The organism is Vibrio sp. ES.051 (genome assembly GCF_002563795.1).
GTDB lineage: Bacteria > Pseudomonadota > Gammaproteobacteria > Enterobacterales > Vibrionaceae > Vibrio.
In genome coordinates, this window is sequence record NZ_PDJL01000005.1 from 354,676 (window position 1) to 376,743 (window position 22,068).

Annotated in this window: 20 protein-coding genes; 11 read left to right on the plus strand and 9 right to left on the minus strand. The window is 43.5% G+C overall.

Annotated features, from left to right (window positions below; translation table 11 throughout):
• Position 1: 1 nt before the first annotated feature.
• Together ATG66_RS15745 and ATG66_RS15750 are read right to left on the minus strand one after the other, a co-directional pair.
• Positions 2-781 (minus strand): DUF1538 domain-containing protein, encoded by a 780-nt coding sequence (locus tag ATG66_RS15745; protein WP_098416212.1) that lies wholly within the window; start codon positions 779-781, stop codon positions 2-4.
• Positions 778-1,512 carry a DUF1538 domain-containing protein gene (locus ATG66_RS15750; RefSeq protein ID WP_098416213.1) on the minus strand — a complete coding sequence of 245 codons (735 nt, stop codon included), beginning with the start codon at positions 1,510-1,512 and terminating at the stop codon, positions 778-780. The genes ATG66_RS15745 and ATG66_RS15750 overlap by 4 nt, the downstream gene beginning before the upstream one ends.
• A gap of 259 nt (positions 1,513-1,771) precedes the next feature.
• Here ATG66_RS15750 and ATG66_RS15755 point away from each other — a divergent pair, with 259 nt between their 5' ends.
• The 6 genes from ATG66_RS15755 (at position 1,772) to ATG66_RS20875 (ending at position 6,890) form a co-directional block, all read left to right on the plus strand.
• Positions 1,772-2,686 (plus strand): TIGR01777 family oxidoreductase, encoded by a 915-nt coding sequence (locus ATG66_RS15755; protein WP_098416214.1) that lies wholly within the window; start codon positions 1,772-1,774, stop codon positions 2,684-2,686.
• Between the two features lie 41 nt (positions 2,687-2,727).
• A complete protein-coding gene (locus ATG66_RS15760; RefSeq protein ID WP_098416215.1) occupies positions 2,728-3,555 on the plus strand; it encodes an SDR family oxidoreductase in 828 nt (275 codons plus the stop codon).
• A 415-nt stretch (positions 3,556-3,970) separates the two neighbouring features.
• The gene (locus ATG66_RS15765; RefSeq protein WP_098416216.1) at positions 3,971-4,825 is read left to right on the plus strand and encodes a co-chaperone YbbN; all 855 of its coding nucleotides are present in this window, start codon (positions 3,971-3,973) and stop codon (positions 4,823-4,825) included.
• Between the two features lie 156 nt (positions 4,826-4,981).
• Positions 4,982-5,899 (plus strand): SPFH domain-containing protein, encoded by a 918-nt coding sequence (locus ATG66_RS15770; protein WP_098416217.1) that lies wholly within the window; start codon positions 4,982-4,984, stop codon positions 5,897-5,899.
• 3 nt (positions 5,900-5,902) lie between these two features.
• Positions 5,903-6,364, plus strand: coding sequence for an NfeD family protein (locus ATG66_RS15775; RefSeq protein WP_098416218.1), 462 nt, complete (start codon positions 5,903-5,905; stop codon positions 6,362-6,364).
• Between the two features lie 352 nt (positions 6,365-6,716).
• Complete coding sequence (locus ATG66_RS20875) at positions 6,717-6,890, plus strand: hypothetical protein (RefSeq protein WP_179885702.1); 174 nt, start codon at positions 6,717-6,719, stop codon at positions 6,888-6,890.
• A gap of 87 nt (positions 6,891-6,977) precedes the next feature.
• Here the strand turns inward: ATG66_RS20875 and ATG66_RS15780 are convergent, their stop codons facing one another.
• The 4 genes from ATG66_RS15780 to zipA all read right to left on the minus strand — a co-directional run bounded on the left by ATG66_RS15780 (position 6,978) and on the right by zipA (position 12,329).
• Positions 6,978-7,682, minus strand: a complete 705-nt coding sequence (locus tag ATG66_RS15780) for a DUF2057 family protein (protein WP_098416219.1) — start codon at positions 7,680-7,682, stop codon at positions 6,978-6,980.
• A 74-nt stretch (positions 7,683-7,756) separates the two neighbouring features.
• Positions 7,757-8,758 (minus strand): porin, encoded by a 1,002-nt coding sequence (locus ATG66_RS15785; RefSeq protein WP_098416220.1) that lies wholly within the window; start codon positions 8,756-8,758, stop codon positions 7,757-7,759.
• Positions 8,759-9,266: 508 nt separating this feature from the next.
• Positions 9,267-11,279 (minus strand): NAD-dependent DNA ligase LigA, encoded by a 2,013-nt coding sequence (gene ligA, locus ATG66_RS15790; RefSeq protein ID WP_098416221.1) that lies wholly within the window; start codon positions 11,277-11,279, stop codon positions 9,267-9,269.
• A gap of 90 nt (positions 11,280-11,369) precedes the next feature.
• On the minus strand, positions 11,370-12,329 hold the full coding sequence (zipA, locus tag ATG66_RS15795; protein ID WP_098416222.1) for a cell division protein ZipA: 960 nt from the start codon (positions 12,327-12,329) through the stop codon (positions 11,370-11,372).
• A 250-nt stretch (positions 12,330-12,579) separates the two neighbouring features.
• On the opposite strand from zipA, the gene cysZ reads away from it, so the two are divergent.
• The 5 genes from cysZ to crr all read left to right on the plus strand — a co-directional run bounded on the left by cysZ (position 12,580) and on the right by crr (position 17,506).
• Positions 12,580-13,323, plus strand: coding sequence for a sulfate transporter CysZ (gene cysZ / locus ATG66_RS15800; protein ID WP_098416434.1), 744 nt, complete (start codon positions 12,580-12,582; stop codon positions 13,321-13,323).
• Between the two features lie 164 nt (positions 13,324-13,487).
• Positions 13,488-14,456, plus strand: a complete 969-nt coding sequence (cysK, locus tag ATG66_RS15805) for a cysteine synthase A (protein ID WP_098416223.1) — start codon at positions 13,488-13,490, stop codon at positions 14,454-14,456.
• Positions 14,457-14,752: 296 nt separating this feature from the next.
• Positions 14,753-15,010 (plus strand): HPr family phosphocarrier protein, encoded by a 258-nt coding sequence (locus ATG66_RS15815; RefSeq protein ID WP_098416224.1) that lies wholly within the window; start codon positions 14,753-14,755, stop codon positions 15,008-15,010.
• 140 nt (positions 15,011-15,150) lie between these two features.
• A complete protein-coding gene (gene ptsI / locus ATG66_RS15820) occupies positions 15,151-16,875 on the plus strand; it encodes a phosphoenolpyruvate-protein phosphotransferase PtsI (protein WP_098416225.1) in 1,725 nt (574 codons plus the stop codon).
• Between the two features lie 121 nt (positions 16,876-16,996).
• The gene (crr, locus tag ATG66_RS15825) at positions 16,997-17,506 is read left to right on the plus strand and encodes a PTS glucose transporter subunit IIA (RefSeq protein ID WP_098416226.1); all 510 of its coding nucleotides are present in this window, start codon (positions 16,997-16,999) and stop codon (positions 17,504-17,506) included.
• Between the two features lie 210 nt (positions 17,507-17,716).
• Here crr and ATG66_RS15830 read toward each other — a convergent pair whose 3' ends face one another.
• From ATG66_RS15830 to flgL, 3 genes are all read right to left on the minus strand, one after another.
• Complete coding sequence (locus tag ATG66_RS15830; RefSeq protein ID WP_098415093.1) at positions 17,717-18,850, minus strand: flagellin; 1,134 nt, start codon at positions 18,848-18,850, stop codon at positions 17,717-17,719.
• A 480-nt stretch (positions 18,851-19,330) separates the two neighbouring features.
• Positions 19,331-20,470 (minus strand): flagellin, encoded by a 1,140-nt coding sequence (locus ATG66_RS15840; RefSeq protein ID WP_098416227.1) that lies wholly within the window; start codon positions 20,468-20,470, stop codon positions 19,331-19,333.
• Between the two features lie 400 nt (positions 20,471-20,870).
• A complete protein-coding gene (gene flgL / locus ATG66_RS15845) occupies positions 20,871-22,064 on the minus strand; it encodes a flagellar hook-associated protein FlgL (protein ID WP_098416228.1) in 1,194 nt (397 codons plus the stop codon).
• Between the last annotated feature and the right edge of the window lie 4 nt (positions 22,065-22,068).

Below are 22,068 nucleotides of genomic sequence, written 5' to 3' on the forward strand. Positions count from 1 at the left end.
TTCATTCATCCTCCGAGGTGTCTTTATTCAGCCACTGGGTTATTTGCGCATACCCCATTACGGATATAATCGGAAACAAACTGGCAAAGGCAATCAGACCAAAACCATCTATCATTGGGTTTCTCCCTGGTACTGTCGAGGCAAGCCCCAACCCCAGCGCGGTCACAAGTGGAACGGTCACTGTAGAAGTTGTAACGCCTCCTGAATCATAAGCGAGAGGAACAATCAATTTAGGCGCATAGAAGGTTTGAATCACGACCACAATGTAACCGGCAATAATGTAGTAATGGATCGGGTCTCCCACGACGATTCGATAACTGCCAAGAGAAATGCCAATCGCAACGCCCAGTGCAACCGCAACTCGTAAGCCATTAATACTGATACTGCCACCCGATACCTGATTTGCCTTTATTGCAACCGCAATTAACGATGGCTCTGCAATAGTGGTACTAAAACCAATAAAAAAGGCAAAAGTGTAAACCCAGTAGTAATCAGCCCATATTAATCTCTGGCCAACCGACACTTTAAACTCGCGTAAAAAATCAGGTGCAGTAAGCTGAGCCGCCATGGTTTCCCCTAGCGGAAATAACGCCATTTCGAGCCCAAGCAAAAACAGTGACAACCCCAAAATGACATAAAAGAATCCCAACAATACCTTTTTGAGGTTATTGACCGGACGCCGTAATACGGCCAATTGAAACCCGAAAATAATGGTCGTAATGGGAATAACATCACGAACCGTCGACAACAATGTCTCAGTAAAGTGCGCAAACGAAATCATGTCACGACCATTCCATAAACCATGACAAACATCATCGGCAATAATGAAGCAAAAGCGATCAACCCAAAGCCATCCACCATGGGGTTTCGCCCTTTAATTGCGGATGCGAGCCCCACTCCGAGCGCCGTCACCAAAGGCACGGTAATCGTTGATGTGGTTACTCCGCCCGAGTCATAAGCGATCCCAATTATCGACTCAGGCGCAAACCACGTTAATGCAACGACGCCCACATAACCTCCAATAATCATGTAGTGAATCGGCCATCCTTTTAAAATGCGCAGCACTCCAACAACAATGGCAATCCCCACCGAAAGCGCGACGGTCACGCGTAGGCCTAAACCATATTCCTGTATGGCCTGCTCTGAATTTGCGATCATCCCTCCTTCAGCAGCCACCTCAGAGGCCTCTTCCGCAACAGCGGTTAAAGCCGGCTCAGCTATCGTCGTGCCAAATCCCAAACAAAATGCGAACACCAACAACCAAAATACACTGCCCTTTTTCGCGAACGCTTGTGCCATGCTTTCTCCAATAGGAAAAAGGCCAAGCTCTAAACCAAAAATAAAAAAGGTAAGCCCCAGAACGACAAACAATAAGCCAAAAAGAATGGAAGCAAGATGAGGAAGAGGTTCTTGCAATACAACTAATTGAAAAAAAGTGATGACGATAACAATAGGTAGCAGGTCTCGAGTACTATTCATCAGCGCTCTAAAGAGAGCGATAAATGCTTCCATACTGGTCCTCCTTGCTGGCCGTGTTTGTTGTTATCCATATCAGCTCCATTGGCGATTCTTTCAGTTTGGCATAAATTCATTTCCCCTACCGTGAACAAGCCCATTCCACTAATAACATTTAGTTACATTTTTTCAATATGTGAAGTAGATAGTGCGCTTTACGGCTTCGTGCGAATCAACAAAATAAGAAGCGCAGAGATGATCAGCCAAGCACAAAACGACTATAATGTCGTAATAGTTGTACATTCAAAGAGATGCCATGAAAATATTACTAACAGGTGGAACTGGGTTTATTGGCTCAGAGTTGCTTAAGCTACTCACCACACACCAAGTGGTGCTCCTCACACGCTCTCCTGAGCGCGCAAGACAACACTTACAACACACTGATCTTGGTAATATTGAATACCTTGATTCTCTTGATCGCCTGGCCGATCTCAATCATATTGACGCCGTGATTAACCTTGCGGGTGAGCCTATCGCAGACAAAAGATGGACCCGCCAACAAAAAGAGAAAATCTGCAAAAGCCGCTGGGAAATTACCGAGAAAATCGTTGAATTGATCCACGCGAGCACCGAACCTCCTTCCGTGTTTATTAGCGGTTCCGCTGTTGGTTACTATGGCGATCAACAAGAACATCCTTTCGACGAATGCCTCAAAGTAAACAGTGATGAATTCCCGCACATGGTTTGCGCACAATGGGAACATATTGCCAAAAGAGCCAAGTCAGAACAGACTCGTGTGTGCTTTTTACGAACTGGCGTGGTGCTGGGAGAGCATGGCGGGGCTTTAGCGAAAATGTTATTGCCTTATAAACTTGGGGTCGGCGGACCACTGGGAAACGGCAATCAATATATGCCTTGGATCCACATCCTCGATATGGTTCGCGCCATCATGTATCTGCTTGAAACTTCTCATGCACACGGTGCGTTCAATATGTGCGCACCTCATCCCGTCACTAACCGGATTTTCAGCAGCACTCTCGCTAAAACCCTAAAGCGGCCGCACATTCTCTTCACACCGAAGTGGGTCATGGAAATCGCAATGGGTGAATCTGCCTGCTTATTATTCGATAGCATGAGAGCCAAACCCAAAAAACTTACAGAACTTGGTTTTAAATTTAGCTACTCCAGAATAGAGCCTGCACTCAAGCACTTGCTTCAAGAGCGAAGCTGATGAATGATGAGGTTCATTCATCGTTTCTGTGAGCTAAATTTATGAAAAAGTCGATTCTTATCACTGGTTGCTCCACTGGAATTGGTTATGTCTGCGCGCATGCTCTGAACAAGAAAGGCTTTCATGTGATTGCATCTTGCCGGCATAAACATGACGTGGAACGGCTCCAAACTGAAGGATTGAACTGTATCCAATTGGATCTCAATGACCCCCACAGCATCAGTATTGGTGCCGAACAAGCCCTGAAAATAGCCAACGGTAAGCTTTACGCACTATTTAATAATGGCGCATACGGTCAACCAGGTGCCCTTGAAGATTTACCGACCGAGGCTTTAAAAGCCCAGTTCCAAACCAACTTTTTTGGTTGGCATCAACTGGTTCAGGAAGTCCTCCCCCATATGCGTTCACAAGGCGAAGGACGTATTATCCAAAATAGTTCCGTGCTTGGCTTTGCTGCAATGAAATATCGAGGGGCCTACAATGCATCGAAATTCGCACTAGAAGGCTGGACAGATACACTGCGCTTAGAACTCGCCGATACCAACATCAAAGTAGCATTGATAGAGCCAGGTCCAATTGAGACCCGATTTAGAAGCAATGCATTAAAAGCATTCGAACAGTGGATTGATGTTGGATCCAGCCCGCACCGTCTCGCTTATGAAGGACAAAAAAAACGTTTGGATAACGATAAGTCTAATAATAAGTTTGTTTTACCCGCATCAGCCTGTATCGAACCGGTTCTTCATGCATTAACCAGCTCTTCTCCTAAAATTCGTTATCGTATTACAATGCCAACCAAACTGTTTTCGGTACTCAAACGAGTGTTACCAACCCGCACACTTGATAAAATTTTGCAGCGAGTCGCTTGATTTTTGTCGTCATGTAATTTTAGCGTAATAATGTGATGTCATTATGAGCATGAAGGTTAAAAAGCCTCAACCAAACGAATCAATTCCTAGACAAAATTCTGCACTCAATAATACGAATTGAGTACTTAACTTTGACTAGATTTGGTATCGCCACCCATTATGTTTTGTACTAATGCGAGACAACAATGACATTGAATCAGCTTAACTGGCTTAGTGTGGGTGTAGTGTTGGCCATGTTCATCCTATTTTGATACCACACCATTCACCTCGAGAACGCTTTATACTTTTATAGCAGCTTCGCGCGCTATAAGGACAGCGCTGCTTAGGTCGCGTTTTTCTTTTCTACTGCTTGAATTTCTCATAAATCAACTCCATATCTACAATCAACGACAAGACACAAAGCAAGGATACTCTGATGCAATCCCCATTTATCGTTGAGATAACAGAACAGAACTTTCGCGAAACACTTGAAGGATCAATGAACACCCCTGTTTTGATCCACTTTTGGGCAAATACTCAACCAGAAAGCGTACAGGTACTCCCTGAGTTACAATCTCTGGCTCAACAATACAACGGAGCATTTACGCTTGCTTTACTTAACTGTGAAGATCAACCAGCCTTAGCTTCCCAGTTTGGCGTACAAGTACTTCCAACTATCGCTTTATTTGTCAATGGCCAAGCCGTTGATGGTTTAGGTGGTCCTCAGCCTATTGACGCCATTGCGACTATGTTGCAAAAACACTTACCAAGCCCGGATGAACAACTGCTAAAGCAGGTTAGCGAGCTTCTTCAGCAAGGTGAACATGCCCAAGCATTGAGTATTATCCATACTCTGCCACAAGAGCTGCAAGAGCGTGGTGATGTAAAATTAGCCATGGCAGATTGTTTGTTAGAAACCAAACAATTTGATGTTGCCCAAGAGCTATTAGGCTCTATCTCACTTGAATACCAAGATAACTACTACAAGAGCCTAATCGCAAAGCTCGAACTGCACTTACAGGCCGCGGATAGCCCTGAATTGCAGCGACTGGAGCAAACCTATGCTGCAAATATGGAAAACTTCGCACTCGCTTGTGAACTTGCCGTACAATATAACCAAGTGGGTCGTGATGAAGAAGCGCTAGATCTACTTTGGAATATTCTTAAAAAAGACTTGGGAGCCCAAGACGGTGAAGTGAAGAAGACTTTTATGGATATTCTCAGCGCACTAGGTCAAGGCAACGCGTTAGCAAGCAAATATCGCCGTCAGCTATATTCGATTCTGTACTAACTTGCTGAAAAGCGAAAACTTCAATTAAAGGCCGGATATTCCGGCCTTTGTGATATAAAAACCCAATAACCTCTTAAGGTTCTCAGAACTTCAATTGTCTATTGTCTATAAATAGGTAAAAATGAATCCGACATTATGCACTTAAGGGAATAACTCATGCCTATTGATTCACTGATTACCATCGGTATTTTTGTCGTTCTTGCCGTTGTCATTCTTGCTTCCGCAATAAAAACCGTTCCTCAAGGAAATAACTGGACAGTGGAACGTTTTGGCCGCTACACCCTTACGCTTAAGCCAGGACTAAACTTGATTATTCCATTCATTGATCGAATCGGTCATAAAATCAACATGATGGAACGTGTATTAGATATACCTGCACAAGAGGTAATCAGTAAAGACAACGCAAATGTGGTCATTGATGCGGTGTGTTTTGTCCAAGCCGTTGACGCCGCAAAAGCCGCTTATGAGGTTAATGACCTCGAGCATGCGATAAGAAACCTGACGCTCACGAATATCCGTACCGTATTAGGCTCAATGGAACTGGATGAAATGCTGAGCCAACGCGATATGATCAACTCAAAGCTACTTGTTATCGTCGACCAAGCAACAAATCCGTGGGGCGTAAAAGTCACGAGAATTGAAATTAAAGATGTCCAACCACCAGCAGATCTGACTGCAGCGATGAATGCACAAATGAAGGCAGAGCGTAATAAGCGAGCTGAAATCCTTGAAGCTGAAGGGGTTCGCCAAGCGGAGATCCTAAAAGCAGAAGGTCATAAACAATCGGATATTCTGAAAGCAGAAGGGGAGAAGCAGTCTGCGATTCTCCATGCTGAAGCTCGTGAACGTGCAGCGCAAGCAGAAGCGAAAGCCACTTATATGGTCTCAGAAGCGATTGCAAAAGGTGACATGCAAGCCGTAAATTACTTTATCGCACAAGGTTATACCGAAGCGATCAAGAGTATCGGTCAAGCTGAAAATGGTAAGATCATCATGTTACCGTTAGAAGCAACTGGACTAATGGGATCGGTTGCTGGTATTGCTGAGATGTTTAAACCACAAAATAAAGAATAGCTTATGAACTTTTTTAGTTTACTGGAAGGTGTCTCTTTCTGGCATTGGCTAGCATTCGGTTTTGCCCTTCTGGCTGTAGAGTTGCTCGGCACGGCAGGTTACTTTCTTTGGCTCGGTCTCTCAGCCCTTATTGTCGGGGCTCTGCTTACCGTTCTTCCTATGAGTTGGCAATTGCAATGGCTATGTTTTGCCACTTTCAGCCTAATCACAACTTGGCTATGGTGGCGTCGACAATGGTCAAAAGACAAACAAGAAGATCAAGAGCGAGACTTAAACCAAAAATATAAGCAGCTCATAGGGCGTACTATCACCATAGAAGAAGACTTTAATATCGGACTCAATCGAATTCAGGTTGCCGATACCACTTGGTCTGCACAATCGGAGCGAGCACTTCCAGCAGGCACACGCGTAAAAATCACTGCTGTAGATGGCATAATTTTAATAATTGAACCAGAGTCTGATTAAATTATGCAAAAATAATGGAGCGAACTCGGCTCCATTGCTACTTATCTAAACAACCTCTTTAATTTCATTGCTTTATTTAAAATCCAACAATAATTAAGTAACATAATATTATTAATATCCTCTCCTTAAATATCAATAATCTCTTTATCTAAATATCATAATCAATAAGATAGAAACGTATTGAACTAAAAAATACTTTCTAATTTAATTTTAAAAAATAAAATACTATTGAATTATTTTTTGATCTTTTTAAGTCCCTATACATACTTAATACATGGCATTTAAATAAATTAAATGCTTATATTTTTAGGACATTATATTTTTTAGGTAACAGGTAAGTGGAGGAACAAAAATGAAAGTTTTTCTTTTAGCGACTTTAGCGTCTGTATTAGCTTTCAGCGCTACGGCTCAAATGGCCGGTTCTCAAGGTGCTGGTACAGGTAATAATGTTGAATGCGTTTATCCTGATGGTTCGGTAATGTATGTGCCAATTGGTTATTGTAAATTAGTTGGTGGGAAACACTAGCAACATCGTTGGTATTGCCTAACATAACATCATCAATTTAATATAGAACCAGTGAGCATGCTCACTGGTTTAATTATTAATGACGAGCTACTGCATTATCGCCCACCTAAGAAACTCTTTTTTTTCTGTTGGCGACAAACTCTTAAATTGTCCTTTCAAGCTTTCTACTTGTATAGTTTCGCGCAAAGATATGGTCACTTTTTCAGGGTTGTTATCACGTTTTTTTTCCGTAACGACAATTGAAGCCTCATCTTTTGTATTTGAAATCTCTGCTTCGGAGCTGTTAGAACTAGCTACAGACTCCTTCCCTTTGAATGAAAATGTGTAATCGTTGTCCATGTTGTAAGCAGCAAGTTCCTCTGCGTAATCTCGCACTAACCCTTTTCCTCGTTGCAAGATCCCTGAGTGTACTTCCACTGCTTCTCCGGCTTTATTTAGAATATTCAGCGTTGGATTTTTTTCAAAGTCACCCACTTCCTGCACGGAGTTAATATGCTTGCCCGGCTCAATAATCACTGTGGTATCTGATGCGTCCAAAGTAACAGCGACAGGCTCTGACTTGAATTTTGTGTATACGCCATTCTTTCTGATCAGCTTTGAGACTCTCACTACCAGTTGGTTGGCCCCATTAGGCAATTCAACTTGGGTCATCTGAGAAACAAGCGAACTCACTTCTTCACCGTTCACCAGTAACGGCTCAATCGCCACATCGAATTCAACGTTCACAGCAGCAAAAGAACTAAATGATGCCATCATCGCTGTTATCGCAATTGTTTTTTTCAATAATTTCACTATTTAATCCTCTTTAAGAAAATGCGAGCACCAAAGGTGCTCGCATTATAATAGAAAGGTCATAAAAACCTAGCTTAGAAGTAGTACTCAGCACCGATGAGTAGACGAGTATTATCGGCAGAGTCATCATCAGCATTGAAGTCGTAGCTGCGTACGTCCACGTAAAGGTAAGTGCTTGGTAGCAAGTAACCTAGACGAGCAGTAATCGCTTGGTCATCAGTATCTTTTGTGCCATCAGCTTCATCAGTTGATGCGTAACCTAATTTCGCTAGGAATTTATCAGTAAACATATACTGCGCAGTTGCTGAAATCGCGTTTTGATCATTACCATCATACTCCATCATTTTGTATGCAGCAGATAGTGTTAACTTATCGAGGTACAGGTTACCACCGACGATGGCATAAGAGTGATCGGCAAACGATTTATCTTCTGCTTCACCGCGGTTGTAGTAACCAGCATGTAAACCAAACATATCTTGCGTGAAGTAAACCGCACCTGACAAGATAATGTCAGACGTTGAGCTTTCCATACCAGAAGCTGTCACATTAACTTTTACTGGACCCATCGCAGCAGATTCAAAGCGAATCATGTTATCTGCACGGTCTTGGAAGCCTGCCCCCAAGTCGTTATTCCAGTCGAACACGTTACCCAGACCTGGGTTTGAGTGTGGCCAGTCAACGATGTCGTAAGCGGCGTGCGTCATACGACCAATTTTTAGATTACCCGCATCAAAACCTAGACCAATAAAGGTGTCACGACCACCTAAAATACCACGGTCTGAAGCCCAAGATGAATCGTCATGAGATGCCCAACCAGATTCGATTTGCCACAAGAAATCAGCGCCAAAGTCTTCATAAACGTGTTTACCTTTAAAGCCGATTTTTGATTCAATACCAACGGTATTTGTTGAATCTTTACCATCAGCATCGTTTGTAATAAACATGTTGTAGGCAGCCGCTGTGCCGTAAATTTCAAAGTTCTCACCAGCAAGTTGAACTGCTGCGTTTGCCGACCCTGCAGCAGCTACACTAGCAATAGCTGCACCTAAAAGAGTACGTTTGATCATTTTGTCCATGGAAAAACTCCTAAAAATGGATATAGCTGTAATTTCTATCTCGCCTTTAGTTGGCCGCCGAAGGAGAGAAGTCAATTCCTAAACAAACCTCATTATTATTAATTCGGTTCTTTTTTGTTACTGCATACACAATGTGTACCCACGAGCACAAGACTAACTTCGCACCTAAAAAAAACCAAATGGAACTTATTTTTTTTCTAAAAAAATATGAGCCACACCAAAGTTCCATCTAAGTTGTTGATCCAGATCTTACTTTTAACAATGTTACCTAGCAGTTATATAAACCTATCAATATCAAAACGTTACCTTTAAACGCACAAACTATAGATGAAGCAAGTCGCAAAATAGAAGATAAAACCCTTTGAATAACTCAAGGATAGGTTTTGATCATTGAAATGATTAAAACTCTAAGATAGATGGAAAAAAACGACTTAATTATGCGCAAGAAAAAGCCCCACAGGCATACCTTGTGGGGCTTTTAGTTATTTTTTACTTTTTTTGATATGGATTAATTCATTAATTCGATTAAATCTTGCTCCGTTTTAATCTCAACACCAAGTTCTTGCGCTTTTGTTAATTTAGAGCCCGCGCTTGTACCAGCAAACAATATATCCGTTTTCTTAGAGACACTGCCTGTGACTTTCGCGCCTAAAGCTTGGAGTGCTTCTTTAGCTTCAGTACGACCTAATTGAGAAAGTGTTCCCGTTAGTACCACCGTCTTACCTGCTAATGGTAATTCACCCACTGGTTCGGCCGCGCTAATTTCAGGCCAATGAATGCCTTGCTCGAGTAAGTCTTGAACTACCGTTTGGTTTTGCTCTTCGCTAAAGAATGTCGTGATATGTTGAGCCACTATCACACCAATATCTTGCACCTCAACCAACTGCTCTTTCGTTGCATTTTGAATCGCTTCTAAGCTTTTAAAGTGCCTTGCTAGGTTTGCGGCGGTTGTCTCGCCAACTTCACGAATCCCAAGAGAATACAAAAAGCGAGGCAATGTTGTTTCTTTGGATTTTTCTAACGCATTCACAATGTTCTGCGCAGACTTAGGCCCCATACGGTCCAACACTGTTAAAATACCAGCCGATAACTTGAATAAGTCAGCTGGTGTTTTCACCATTTCACGGTCGACGAGCTGCTCGATAACCTTATCACCTAAACCATCAACGTCTAATGCTTTACGAGATACAAAGTGCTTGAGGGCTTGCTTTCGCTGAGCTTGGCAGACCAAACCGCCGGTACAGCGAGTCACGGCTTCCCCTTCAATACGTTCAACGTGAGAGCCACAAACCGGGCATTGGCATGGGAAAACAATGTCTCGCACCGTTTCTGGTCGACGTTCTTTAATAACAGACACCACCTGAGGGATAACGTCGCCAGCACGACGAATGACGACTTGGTCACCGATCTTAACTTGCAGACGTTCTATCTCGTCTGCGTTATGAAGCGTCGCATTACTTACCGTTACCCCGCCAACAAATACAGGCTCCAGTTTAGCAACAGGCGTAATCGCACCAGTACGACCGACTTGGAATTCCACCTCATTCAGTGTCGTCATTTCTTCCTGAGCGGGAAATTTGTAAGCAATCGCCCAGCGTGGAGCGCGAGCAACAAAGCCAAGTCGCTCTTGCACGGCAATATCATCAATTTTAATGACGACACCATCAATTTCATAAGGAAGGGCATCACGACGCTGCAAGATATCTTGGTAATAGGCTTTTACGTCAGCCAAACTTTCGACTCGCTTGGTCTCCGGGCACATCGGCAGCCCCCAAGATTTGATTTGCAAGAAGCGTTCGTAGTGACTCGCCGCTAATTCTGCGCCTTGCACCACACCTACACTGTATGCATAAAAGCTAAGCGGACGAGAAGCCGTAATACGTGAATCCAATTGTCGTAAGCTACCAGCCGCAGCGTTACGTGGGTTAACAAAGATTTTTTCGCCTTTCTTCCTTGCTAATTCATTTAGCTTTTCAAACCCTGCTTTCGGCATAAAGACTTCACCACGAACTTCAAGACGATTTGGCCAGTCATTACCTCTGAGTTTTAAAGGAATGGCTTTAATCGTACGCACGTTTTCTGTGATGTTCTCGCCAGTAGTGCCATCGCCTCGTGTTGCCGCCTGAACTAACACACCGTTCTCATACAGCAAGCTCACGGCTAACCCATCCAATTTCGGCTCACAACAATATTGCTTAACGCTTTGAGTGCCTACACGCTCTTGTGCTCGTTTGTGGAAACTATCAAGTTCGCTGTCATCAAACGCATTATCAAGCGAAAGCATCGGTACTTCATGTGTCACTTGGCTAAACGCAGAGAGAGGTTGTCCACCGACACGTTGACTTGGTGAATCTACGGTAATTAAATCAGGGTTCTCAGCTTCAATATCCAGGAGCTCTCGCATTAAGCGGTCGTACTCGGCATCAGGGATCTCTGGATTATCTTCCACGTAGTAACGCACAGCGTGGTAATGCAACGACTCTTTTAGTTCTTCTAGTCGCTGAAGTACTGATTCAGACATAGTAAAGCCCCGTGTATTTTCAATCGGTGAGGTTGGGAAATCCAAGAAAAAGGGCCCCATCCGGAGCCCTATTATTATTTGCTGTTAAGATTATGCGTTAGCGGCATTAAACTCAACTATTTGACGTCGATAAGACGCTAAACGATCGGGCGTCATTAAGTTGCGCTGGTCATCAAGTACGTTACCACCTAAGTCATCAGCAATTTGCTGCGCTGTTCGGAGCATTAAGTTGAAGTTCTGTTCAGCCTCGCCATAACAAGGCAATGTCATGAAGAATGAAATACCCTTCGTTGTAAACTCAGCAGGATCAGCATGCTCAAACGTACCAGGGTGCATCATATTAGCAACGCTAAATAGCACTTTGCCGTTGCCAGATAGGTCAACATGTCGATGGAAGATATTCATCTCACCATAAATTAGGCCATTTTGCTGCATACTTTCAAATAGGTCTGTGCCGACAAATGGCTCTTCACCGGCACAATGAACGTTCAATACAATCACTTGCATTTCAGGTTCTGGCTTTGACTCTTGTTGAGGTTCTGCCACATCAGGTTCTCTAGCCGCTTCTGTTTTTTGTTCTTGATCCGCTATATCAAACGCTGATGGAATCGTCTCTTCCTTCACATGTTGTGGCTGAGATGGTTCTTCAACCAATGGGGCTTGAGTAACAGACTCGACTTCCTCTTCATTATCTTTGGTAGCGACAAAAGGAGGGATATCTTCTGGTTCTCGCTTTGAGGGTTTTACTTCTGGTATACCGTCAAACAAAGGGTCGGACTCGAACTTATTGTCGAACGCGTTCTCCCCCCAAAAATCCGGTTCTTTGCGATCTTTACGAATGATCTCAAAGTCATCCTCAGGAGCCGAAGCAAAGTTTCGTGCTTTATCGGCAACGTCGTTTTTGTCTCCTTGATCAACATCCAGCTTACCAAGCGGCTTGTTACCAAATTTTGCTTTGCCTTCTTTTTTACTGCTCCATAAACCATGAAACAGTAATGCCGCGATGGCTAATGCGCCAACAACAATGAGTACGAATCGCAATTCCTGCATTATTTACTCTCAATATACTTGTTTTTACTACTCGTAGTTCTTGAGCAGCAACCCAAGTGCAAAAAATCTGAATGATGCGTTTACTTTACCAAAACTATATGTAGATTTAGAACAACTTAATGCAAGAAGTTCCATTTTTTGTTGTGATTCTTGCCACGATTCCACTTAACAGCACCTCATTTGTCAGGACATTGAAAGAAAAATCCTCACAGGTACAATGAGTTGCCATTCACACGAAGCAAATAAAGACATGAAGCTAAATAATCAACAAAGAACCGGGTTTGGTTACTTCCTATACGGAATACAATTAGCACTTGCCCCCAAGATAAGACGCTTTGTCGTGTTACCTTTACTTGCAAATATTTTGCTCGTGGGTGGTGCGCTCTTCTATCTGTTTTCAAACCTTAACATTTGGATTGAAGACTGGATTGGACAACTACCCGATTTTTTATCTTGGCTGACCTATATTCTATGGCCTTTACTCGCCTTGACCATCCTTGCCACCTTTTCCTATTTCTTCAGCACACTCGCTAACTTCATCGCCGCACCGTTTAATGGTCTATTGGCAGAAAAAGTGGAAGAGAGCCTGACAGGGGAAAAAGTGAATGATGATGGTTTCACCGCAGTCATTAAAGATGTTCCTCGTGTTTTAAGTCGAGAATGGAGAAAGCTGCTGTACGTACTGCCTAAAGCGATTGGCTTGTTCTTGCTATTACTCATCCCAGCTCTGGGACAAACGGTCGGCCCATTTTTGTGGTTTATTTTCACGGCTTGGATGTTAGCGATTCAGTACTGCGACTATCCATTTGATAACCACAAAATCTCATTCAATGACATGCGTTACAAATTGAAACAAAAGCAAGGTAAAGCATATAGCTTTGGTGTGTTGGTATCCGTTTTTACAACGATTCCAATATTGAACCTTATCGTGATGCCCGTAGCAATATGCGGTGCAACCGCAATGTGGGTAGCGGAATTTAAGCACCAGCGATAACCTACTAGTGATTACGCAAAGGGATCAGCGCAAGCTTTTCCCTTTTCTTTTATCGAGATCTGGGTCAACCTAATAAGATATAACTTTTTAATCCTTTTCCCTTTTTTTCATACCGCATATTCTTCTATCCATATTCACACAACGTGTAATGAAGGAACATAACTATGAGCAAAATCTACGAAGATAACTCTCTTACTATTGGTAACACACCTATCGTTCGCCTAAACAAAGTGAGCAAAGGTAAAGTTCTCGCGAAAATTGAAGCGCGTAACCCTAGCTTTAGTGTTAAGTGCCGTATCGGTGCAAACATGATTTGGGAAGCAGAGAAAGCGGGCCTTCTTAAGCCAGGTGTAGAGCTTGTAGAGCCTACCAGTGGTAACACAGGTGTGGCATTAGCGTTCGTAGCGGCCGCTCGCGGTTACAAGCTGACCTTGACCATGCCTGAATCAATGAGTCTAGAGCGTCGTAAGTTACTTAAAGCACTAGGTGCTAACCTTGAACTGACTGAAGCAGCGAAAGGCATGAAAGGCGCGATTGCTAAAGCGGAAGAAATTGTCGCTAGCAACCCTAAGAAGTACCTACTTCTTCAGCAATTTGACAACCCTGCTAACCCAGAAATTCACGAAAAGACAACGGGCCCTGAGATTTGGGCAGCGACAGACGGTGAAATCGACGTATTCGTTGCTGGTGTCGGTACGGGCGGTACTATCACAGGTACAAGCCGTTACATCAAAGGTGAAAAAGGCAAAGCCATCACTTCTGTCGCAGTTGAGCCAGCAGAGTCTCCAGTGATTGCACAAGCACTTGCTGGCGAAGAAATCCAACCTGCTCCGCACAAAATCCAAGGTATCGGCGCTGGTTTCATTCCAGGTAACCTCGATTTAGACATTATTGACCGCGTTGAACAAGTCACCTCAGAAGAAGCGATTGAGATGGCTCGACGCCTAATGGAAGAAGAAGGTATCCTAGCCGGCATCTCATCAGGTGCGGCTGTTGTTGCAGCCAACCGACTTGCAGAACTCCCTGAATTTGAAGGGAAAACCATTGTTACAATTCTGCCAAGTTCAGGGGAACGTTACCTCAGTACAGCACTATTTGCAGGTATCTTTACCGAAAAAGAGAACCAACAATAATATGTGTCCAAATCAATTTTTCGTTTAAAAAAGCCCCTGAACGGGGCTTTTTTGTTGATCCCTGCCCAACCTTTGGTAATATCAGGGTGTTTTATTTTTAGCTTCAAAATAAAGAAGCGAAACAAAAAAAGTTTTAAAGTAATGGCGCTAGCTAACAGTTGCGTTGTTACCAAACTTTTGACTAGTATCAGAACTGACTCGCTTTGAACTCTCCCGTGCTAGCGCACAAGATATAAAGCAGTTAAGCTAAATCTAGTCACTACTAACAAAAAAATACATTTATTGGGGTATATCACATGTACGAGAAGCAAGTAGAAATCACAGCAGAAAACGGTCTTCATACTCGTCCAGCTGCACAGTTTGTTAAAGAAGCAAAAGCATTCGACGCAGACATCACTGTGACTTCTAATGGTAAAAATGCTAGCGCGAAGAGCCTATTCAAACTACAAACATTAGGCCTAGTAAAAGGGACTCAAGTCACTATTTCTGCTGAGGGCCCACAAGCTCAGCAAGCCGTTGATCACCTAGTTGCTCTAATGGACCAACTACACTAACTCGGTCTCCTATTTCAGAAGCCATTTTGTGAAAGCAAAATGGCTTCATTGGAAATAAGCTCAAAACTAAGCTAAAACTATTCGTTAGCGCACCCATTATTCTCCCGTTTTATAAAGTTGACCAAACTTAAGGTAAGGCTATGATTTCAGGCATCCTAGCATCTCCTGGTATTGCAATCGGTAAAGCATTACTACTTCAAGAAGATGAAATTGTCCTAAACACACACACTATTTCTGACGATCAAGTAGAAACTGAAGTTCAGAGTTTCTTTGACGCTCGTGATAAATCTGCAGCTCAACTAGAAACAATCAAGCAAAAAGCGCTTGAAACGTTTGGTGAAGAGAAAGAAGCGATCTTTGAAGGTCATATCATGCTTCTTGAAGACGAAGAGCTAGAAGAGGAAATCCTAGCACTTATAAAAAACGATAAGATGACTGCGGATCAGGCAATCTACTCAGTTATCGAAGAGCAAGCAAAAGCTCTTGAATCACTAGACGACGAATACCTTAAAGAACGAGCAACAGATATCCGTGATATCGGCTCTCGTTTTGTGAAAAACGCACTAGGCATCAATATTGTCTCTCTAAGCGACATCAGTGAAGAAGTTATCCTAGTGGCTTACGACCTAACCCCATCTGAAACTGCGCAAATCAACCTAGACTACGTACTGGGTTTCGCTTGTGACATCGGCGGTCGTACTTCTCACACGTCTATCATGGCTCGCTCGCTTGAGCTTCCAGCTATCGTTGGCACTAACGACATCACTAAGAAAGTGAAGAACGGCGATATGCTGATTCTTGATGCGATGAATAATAAGGTCGTTATTAACCCTTCAGAAGCTGAACTTGAAGAAGCGAAAGCCGTTAAAGCGGAATTCCTCGCTGAAAAAGAAGAGCTAGCAAAACTAAAAGACTTACACGCAGAAACCACTGACGGTCATCGTGTAGAAGTGTGCGGTAATATCGGTACAGTGAAAGACTGTAACGGTATCATCCGTAACGGTGGTGAAGGTGTTGGTCTGTATCGTACCGAGTTCCTTTTCATGGACCGTGATGCACTTCCAACAGAAGAAGAGCAATACCAAGCTTACAAAGAAGTTGCTGAAGCAATGGAAGGGCAAGCTGTCATCATCCGTACTATGGATATCGGCGGAGACAAAGATCTTCCGTACATGGACCTGCCAAAAGAAATGAACCCATTCCTAGGCTGGCGTGCTATACGCATTAGTTTAGATCGTCGTGAAATCCTTCGTGATCAGCTACGTGGTATCCTACGCGCTTCTGCGCACGGTCAGCTACGCATCATGTTCCCAATGATCATCTCTGTTGAAGAAATTCGTGAGCTTAAAAAAGCCATCGAAGAATACAAAGAGGAGCTACGTGCTGAAGGTCATGCATTCGACGAAAACATCGAGATTGGTGTAATGGTTGAAACACCTGCAGCGGCAGCAATCGCGCACCACCTAGCAAAAGAAGTTTCTTTCTTCTCTATCGGTACGAACGACTTAACTCAGTACACACTAGCGGTTGACCGTGGTAATGAGATGATTTCTCACCTATACAACCCACTGTCACCAGCGGTACTGAATGTAATCAAGCAAGTTATTGATGCTTCGCATGCTGAAGGTAAGTGGACTGGTATGTGTGGTGAACTCGCAGGTGACGAACGTGCGACATTGCTACTTCTAGGTATGGGTTTGGACGAGTTCTCAATGAGCGGAATCTCTATCCCTAAAGTGAAAAAAGTGGTTCGTGACTCTAACTTCGCAGACGTGAAGGCAATGGCCGAAAAAGCCCTTTCTCTACCAACGGCCGCAGAAATCGAAGCAGTCGTAGAAAAGTTTATTGCCGAGAAAGCTCAGTAATCAGTAGTACCAATTAATTCAATACTTAATGACCATTAGACGGCGAAAAAAGTCGTCTAATGGACTATATTGGTATACTATAATTCAACAGAATAAAACCAAACCTTAGGAGCATGACACAATGGGTCTGTTTGACAAACTTAAGAAGCTTGTATCTGATGACAGCGCTGATGCTGGTGCAATCGAAATCATCGCACCACTTTCTGGTGAAATCGTGAACATCGAAGACGTGCCAGATGTGGTTTTCGCAGAGAAAATCGTTGGTGACGGTATTGCTATCAAGCCATCAGGTAACAAAATGGTAGCTCCTGTAAACGGTACTATCGGTAAGATCTTTGAAACTAACCACGCATTTTCGATCGAATCTGACGACGGTGTTGAGCTTTTCGTTCACTTCGGTATCGATACTGTTGAGCTAAAAGGCGAAGGCTTCACGCGCATCGCTGAAGAAGGCCAAGCGGTTAAAGTTGGCGATACAGTTATTGAATTCGACCTAGCTCTTCTAGAAGAAAAAGCGAAATCAACGCTAACTCCAGTTGTAATCTCTAACATGGATGAAATCAAAGAGCTGAACAAGCTTTCCGGTTCTGTAACTGTTGGTGAGACTCCGGTTTTACGTGTAACTAAGTAAAGATTTACTGAGTTGAACACAAAAAAACGCTGCCAATGGCAGCGTTTTTTATTTCCGGTCATTTATTAATTTAACCATCCAAACTTAGAACTTGCTTTTTAAAGAGACCATCGGATCTACACATGCTCTCTCTCTTGGTTACCTAAAATATTAATGCGCTAAAAAAAGCCAAGCAAAACTTGGCTTTTTTTAAAGACTTTCTTAGCACCATTAACCTAGCAGACTTAGCGCTGAGTTTGGTGCTTGTTTCGCTTGCGCCAGAATAGAGCTTGACGCTTGCGATAGAATTTGTGACTTGGTCATTGCGGTGGTTTCTTTCGCAAAGTCAGTATCTTTGATACGGCTCTTCGACGCATTCACGTTTTCGTTAATGTTGTCCAAATTGCTGATCGCATGGTCGAAACGGTTTTGGAAGGCACCCAATTCTGCACGATGGCTGTCGACGTTGTTTAGCGCCGAATCAATCACCGCTACCGATTCTTGTGCGCCACCAACAGAGGTAACGTCGATATTATCAACCGTAACCGCCTTAGCCGCGCCCATGTTTAGCTCATCAGCAAGGCCACCGCTGAATGTGACGTCGCCATCCACTTTATTCGTACCTGCAAAAATTTGTAGCGCGCCTTCTTCATCCACTGACGCTTTTACCAAATCGGTTTGACCATTGATGTAGGTTGCCAATTCTTCAATGTCATCGCCTTCTTTCGCCGCGATATTGATGGTATGGGCTTCACCGTTCGTGTCAGTCAGTTCAATGGCGATATCATTTGCAGTGCCTGATACTCCCCAGTCCGGATCTTTTGCCGTTGTCGCTTTATAGCTAGAGCCACCCATACTCACGTTGTCTGAACGCATGTTATTCAACGTAAGTGTCACGGCTTCACCAGAGTCGGCACCAATCTGGAACGACTTGGTTGTAAAGGTACCATTTAACAGCTTGTTACCACCAAACGATGTGGTTTCTGCAATACGGTTGAGTTCATCGTTCAGTGCGGTTACTTCTTCTTGAATCGCCACACGATCTGATTTTGAGTTAGAGCCGTTTGCCGATTGTAGAGACAAGTCACGCATACGTTGCAGGATGTTGGTGGTCTCGTTCATGGCACCTTCCGCCGTTTGTGCCATTGAGATACCGTCGTTCGCGTTACGAACAGCCACATCCAGGCCACGGCTTTGTGCATTCAAACGGTTTGAGATTTGCAGGCCCGCAGCGTCATCTTTTGCGCTGTTGATTCTAGAACCCGAAGACAAACGCTCCATTGACGTTTGTTGCGCTGAGTTTGCGTTGTTGAGGTAACGCTGAGCGGTCATTGCTGATACGTTTGTGTTTACATTCACTGCCATGATAATTTCTCCAATTGATTTTCCGGTAATGCGGTTTCCGACGTCTCGGAAAACCAAGTAGTTCTCTCAAAGTTACCTTTATTAACGACACCAAAGTCAGAAGCTTTAGGAAAAAATTGAAAAAAAGAACTGAGCGAGATTTAGCTTAAAAAATGGGAGAAAAGTCAGGAAGAGATCAAGTTTCTCGAAGTTGAGCAGAAGGGCCTGATGATATGAAAAACCACCAATAAAAATACAACAATCTCAGCAAGTAAGAAAAGAAAAGCCCCTTTTCCTTTGAGAGAACTGGGGCTAGGTTGGTCGCCAGAGCCTATGTGGAGATCAAGAGAAATGACCCCATTCCGGCATACCGGGGGCAGCTTTACATCGAGAATGATTGGCAGATAAAAAGTGAGAGAGCCGCACATTCCATTTTAAAGCTGCTTGCCAATAGCTCGCGCTCTATCCACGTCTGGATAATATGAACACAAGCTAGGTAAACTACTGCAATAGAGACATTGCAGAGTTTGGCAATTGTTTCGCTTGAGCAAGGATAGAGGTACCTGCTTGTTGCAAAATTTGTGCTTTCGTCATCGCTGTTGTTTCTTTCGCAAAGTCTGTATCACGGATACGGCTGTTTGACGCTTCTACATTTTCTTGGATGTTTGCCAAGTTATTAATGCTGTGGCTTAAACGGTTTTGTTTTGCACCAAGATCTGCACGTTGTGAATCGACGTATTGAAGTGCAGCATCCACAACAGCGACTGCGTTTTGTGCCCCGCCTACGTCACGAACATCAATGTCTTGTACGGTTGTTTTAGCACCTGGACCATCATTAAGCCCTAATTCCGTCGCTAGACCACCGGAAATTGCTAGGTTACCTTCAATATCCGATTCTGCGGCAAATATTTGCAGTTTACCATCTTGGTCAACCGACGCTTTCAGCTTGTCTGTCTGACCGTTTATATACGTTGCAAGCTCTTCAATGTCATCCCCTTGCTTTGCAAACAAGTCAACAACAACGGCTTCACCATCTTGGGTGGTGAATTCAAATTTTAAGTCATTTGCATCCGTTGGTACGCCCCATTCACTATTTTTGCCTTCAGTCGCAATAAAACTTTGGCCGCCCATACGAAAATCATCGGCACGGATACTGGATAAACCCATGCTGATCGCCTCACCAGAGCTCGCACCTATTTGGAAGGAAGATTCTCCAAAAGAGCCGTTAAGCAGTTTCCGCCCACCGAACGACGTTGTTTCTGCGATACGGTTTAACTCATCTTGTAGTGCGTTAACTTCTTCGTTTATCGCGGAACGTTCAGACAATGAGTTCGTTCCGTTCGCAGATTGAAGCGATAAATCGCGAATACGCTGTAGAATCGACGTAGTCTCATTCATCGCACCTTCAGCGGTTTGGGCTATCGAGATACCATCATTCGCGTTACGCATGGCAACATCAAGGCCACGAGACTGTGCCGTTAAACGGTTAGAAATCTGTAGGCCTGCCGCATCATCTTTAGCACTGTTAATCTTCTGACCTGAAGATAGTCGTTCCATCGAAGTATTTAATTCGTCTGTCGCTTTGTTTAAGTAACGCTGTGCGGTCATCGCAGAAACGTTAGTACTAACTGTTACAGCCATTTTGCTCTCCTTTTGAGTCCGCAAGCTTTTGCGAAGCGGCCAGCTGTACTCTCATTTGGATAAGCACTGACCGTAATACTAACTTGCTAAATCTGCCTTAACGCAGGTATAGAATTTCCAAACTTGTTCTGGTGTTTTTAATACAATTTGTGTGCCAACCTTGCAACGAACAAAAAAACCAAAATTAACAACAACTTACACTAAACACTGAAACACATACCACGATAGAGGCTATCTTCCTCATTGCCGTTACGGTTTTCTTGTTGCCGCTTAGTGGGTATTGCCGCTTTAGGTAACATCGTGTTGCTCAGTGTTAATTACTCACATTATCTGTCGATTTTTCGCACTTAAGGCTTGGCACATAAGGCATTAAAATCCGCACAATGAACGGTGAGCCAAATCAAATGTAGTTAAACAGTGTTAAGTCTTTGGTTTTACCAAAAGCTTGCTGCGATGCCTGCAGCGCGCGTGAGTTTTCACTAAATTCAATAACCGCCTTGGAGTAATCCAAGTCTTCAAAGTTGCTCTTCGCTTTGGCTAGAGACAAATTAAAATCTTCGTGGTTTTGCTCTTGGATATCGAGCGTACTTAACCGCGCACCCGCATCGGATCGTGCTTTGTTTAAATGGATAAATGCGGCTTGGAACTCTTCCGTCATTTGATGCAGCTTGGCCGTGGCCGATGTGTCCGATACCGACTCATCAGACCAAGACATTGCTTGCTCAAAGGTATCAAAAATACTGAAAGACTCGCGCTTTTCGATCTCAATGCTATCACCAGGCGTAATTTGACCTTTTATCTGCATATTCAGACCTTTGTATTCAATGCCTTTTTCCGGAGAAAACTCATCAGCATCAACGACTTTTCCATTACGTTCCAATTGGTAACCAAATTTGCCATTGCTCATATCAACAAACGTCACTCGGTAAGCTGCCTCGTCTTTCGCATCAGCATTGGTGGCTTTATTGAGAAGTAGTTCAGAACCATCTTGTAGATCGTAATTCGGTTGATAGTCACCAAACGGGTTAGCTATTTCCATAAATAACTTGCTGCCAGGGTTATTTGCTGGCATTTCAAGCATGCTGGATACTTTCATTTTGCGCTGGTAGTCATCGCCGGAATATTGCACGCTACCATCTTGATCACGATAAAAAGGCTGATTTTTCGGTTTTGTGCCCGCGAAGACATAGTTACCAGACTCGTCTTGCGAGTTAACTAAATGAAGAAAATTACTCGCAATTTCTTCTAGTTCACGCTTCTTAGCTTGCCTGTCTTCAACGGAAAACCCACCATTAATCATTTCCATCGTCAAGCGCTTAGACTCATCGGCAAAGTTTTCGGCATTGGCAATCATGACTTCTTGATTCTCTAAACGGTTACGAATCAACACAATTGCGTCTAGGTATTGGTTTAATTGCTCTTCTTGTTGACCAATACTCTGAATGTAATGTGTCGCCAACGGATCATCGCTTGGTTTAGTCAACTGCTTACCAGAAGCAAGCTGCTCCTGATTGTGGTGTATTTTGTTTTCCTGCCGGCGTAGATCGTTCTGCACCGACTGGTAATTGTGGAAGCTGGAAATACGCGTTAACATCTAC

Coding starts and splice junctions, on each gene's coding strand:
- ATG66_RS15745 (WP_098416212.1), bottom strand. CDS start 781: ATGATTTCGTTTGCGCACTTTACTGAGACATTGTTGTCGACGGTTCGT.
- ATG66_RS15750 (WP_098416213.1), bottom strand. CDS start 1,512: ATGGAAGCATTTATCGCTCTCTTTAGAGCGCTGATGAATAGTACTCGA.
- ATG66_RS15755 (WP_098416214.1), top strand. CDS start 1,772: ATGAAAATATTACTAACAGGTGGAACTGGGTTTATTGGCTCAGAGTTG.
- ATG66_RS15760 (WP_098416215.1), top strand. CDS start 2,728: ATGAAAAAGTCGATTCTTATCACTGGTTGCTCCACTGGAATTGGTTAT.
- ATG66_RS15765 (WP_098416216.1), top strand. CDS start 3,971: ATGCAATCCCCATTTATCGTTGAGATAACAGAACAGAACTTTCGCGAA.
- ATG66_RS15770 (WP_098416217.1), top strand. CDS start 4,982: ATGCCTATTGATTCACTGATTACCATCGGTATTTTTGTCGTTCTTGCC.
- ATG66_RS15775 (WP_098416218.1), top strand. CDS start 5,903: ATGAACTTTTTTAGTTTACTGGAAGGTGTCTCTTTCTGGCATTGGCTA.
- ATG66_RS20875 (WP_179885702.1), top strand. CDS start 6,717: ATGAAAGTTTTTCTTTTAGCGACTTTAGCGTCTGTATTAGCTTTCAGC.
- ATG66_RS15785 (WP_098416220.1), bottom strand. CDS start 8,758: ATGGACAAAATGATCAAACGTACTCTTTTAGGTGCAGCTATTGCTAGT.
- ligA (WP_098416221.1), bottom strand. CDS start 11,279: ATGTCTGAATCAGTACTTCAGCGACTAGAAGAACTAAAAGAGTCGTTG.
- zipA (WP_098416222.1), bottom strand. CDS start 12,329: ATGCAGGAATTGCGATTCGTACTCATTGTTGTTGGCGCATTAGCCATC.
- cysZ (WP_098416434.1), top strand. CDS start 12,580: ATGAAGCTAAATAATCAACAAAGAACCGGGTTTGGTTACTTCCTATAC.
- cysK (WP_098416223.1), top strand. CDS start 13,488: ATGAGCAAAATCTACGAAGATAACTCTCTTACTATTGGTAACACACCT.
- ATG66_RS15815 (WP_098416224.1), top strand. CDS start 14,753: ATGTACGAGAAGCAAGTAGAAATCACAGCAGAAAACGGTCTTCATACT.
- ptsI (WP_098416225.1), top strand. CDS start 15,151: ATGATTTCAGGCATCCTAGCATCTCCTGGTATTGCAATCGGTAAAGCA.
- crr (WP_098416226.1), top strand. CDS start 16,997: ATGGGTCTGTTTGACAAACTTAAGAAGCTTGTATCTGATGACAGCGCT.
- ATG66_RS15830 (WP_098415093.1), bottom strand. CDS start 18,850: ATGGCAGTGAATGTAAACACAAACGTATCAGCAATGACCGCTCAGCGT.
- ATG66_RS15840 (WP_098416227.1), bottom strand. CDS start 20,470: ATGGCTGTAACAGTTAGTACTAACGTTTCTGCGATGACCGCACAGCGT.
- flgL (WP_098416228.1), bottom strand. CDS start 22,064: ATGTTAACGCGTATTTCCAGCTTCCACAATTACCAGTCGGTGCAGAAC.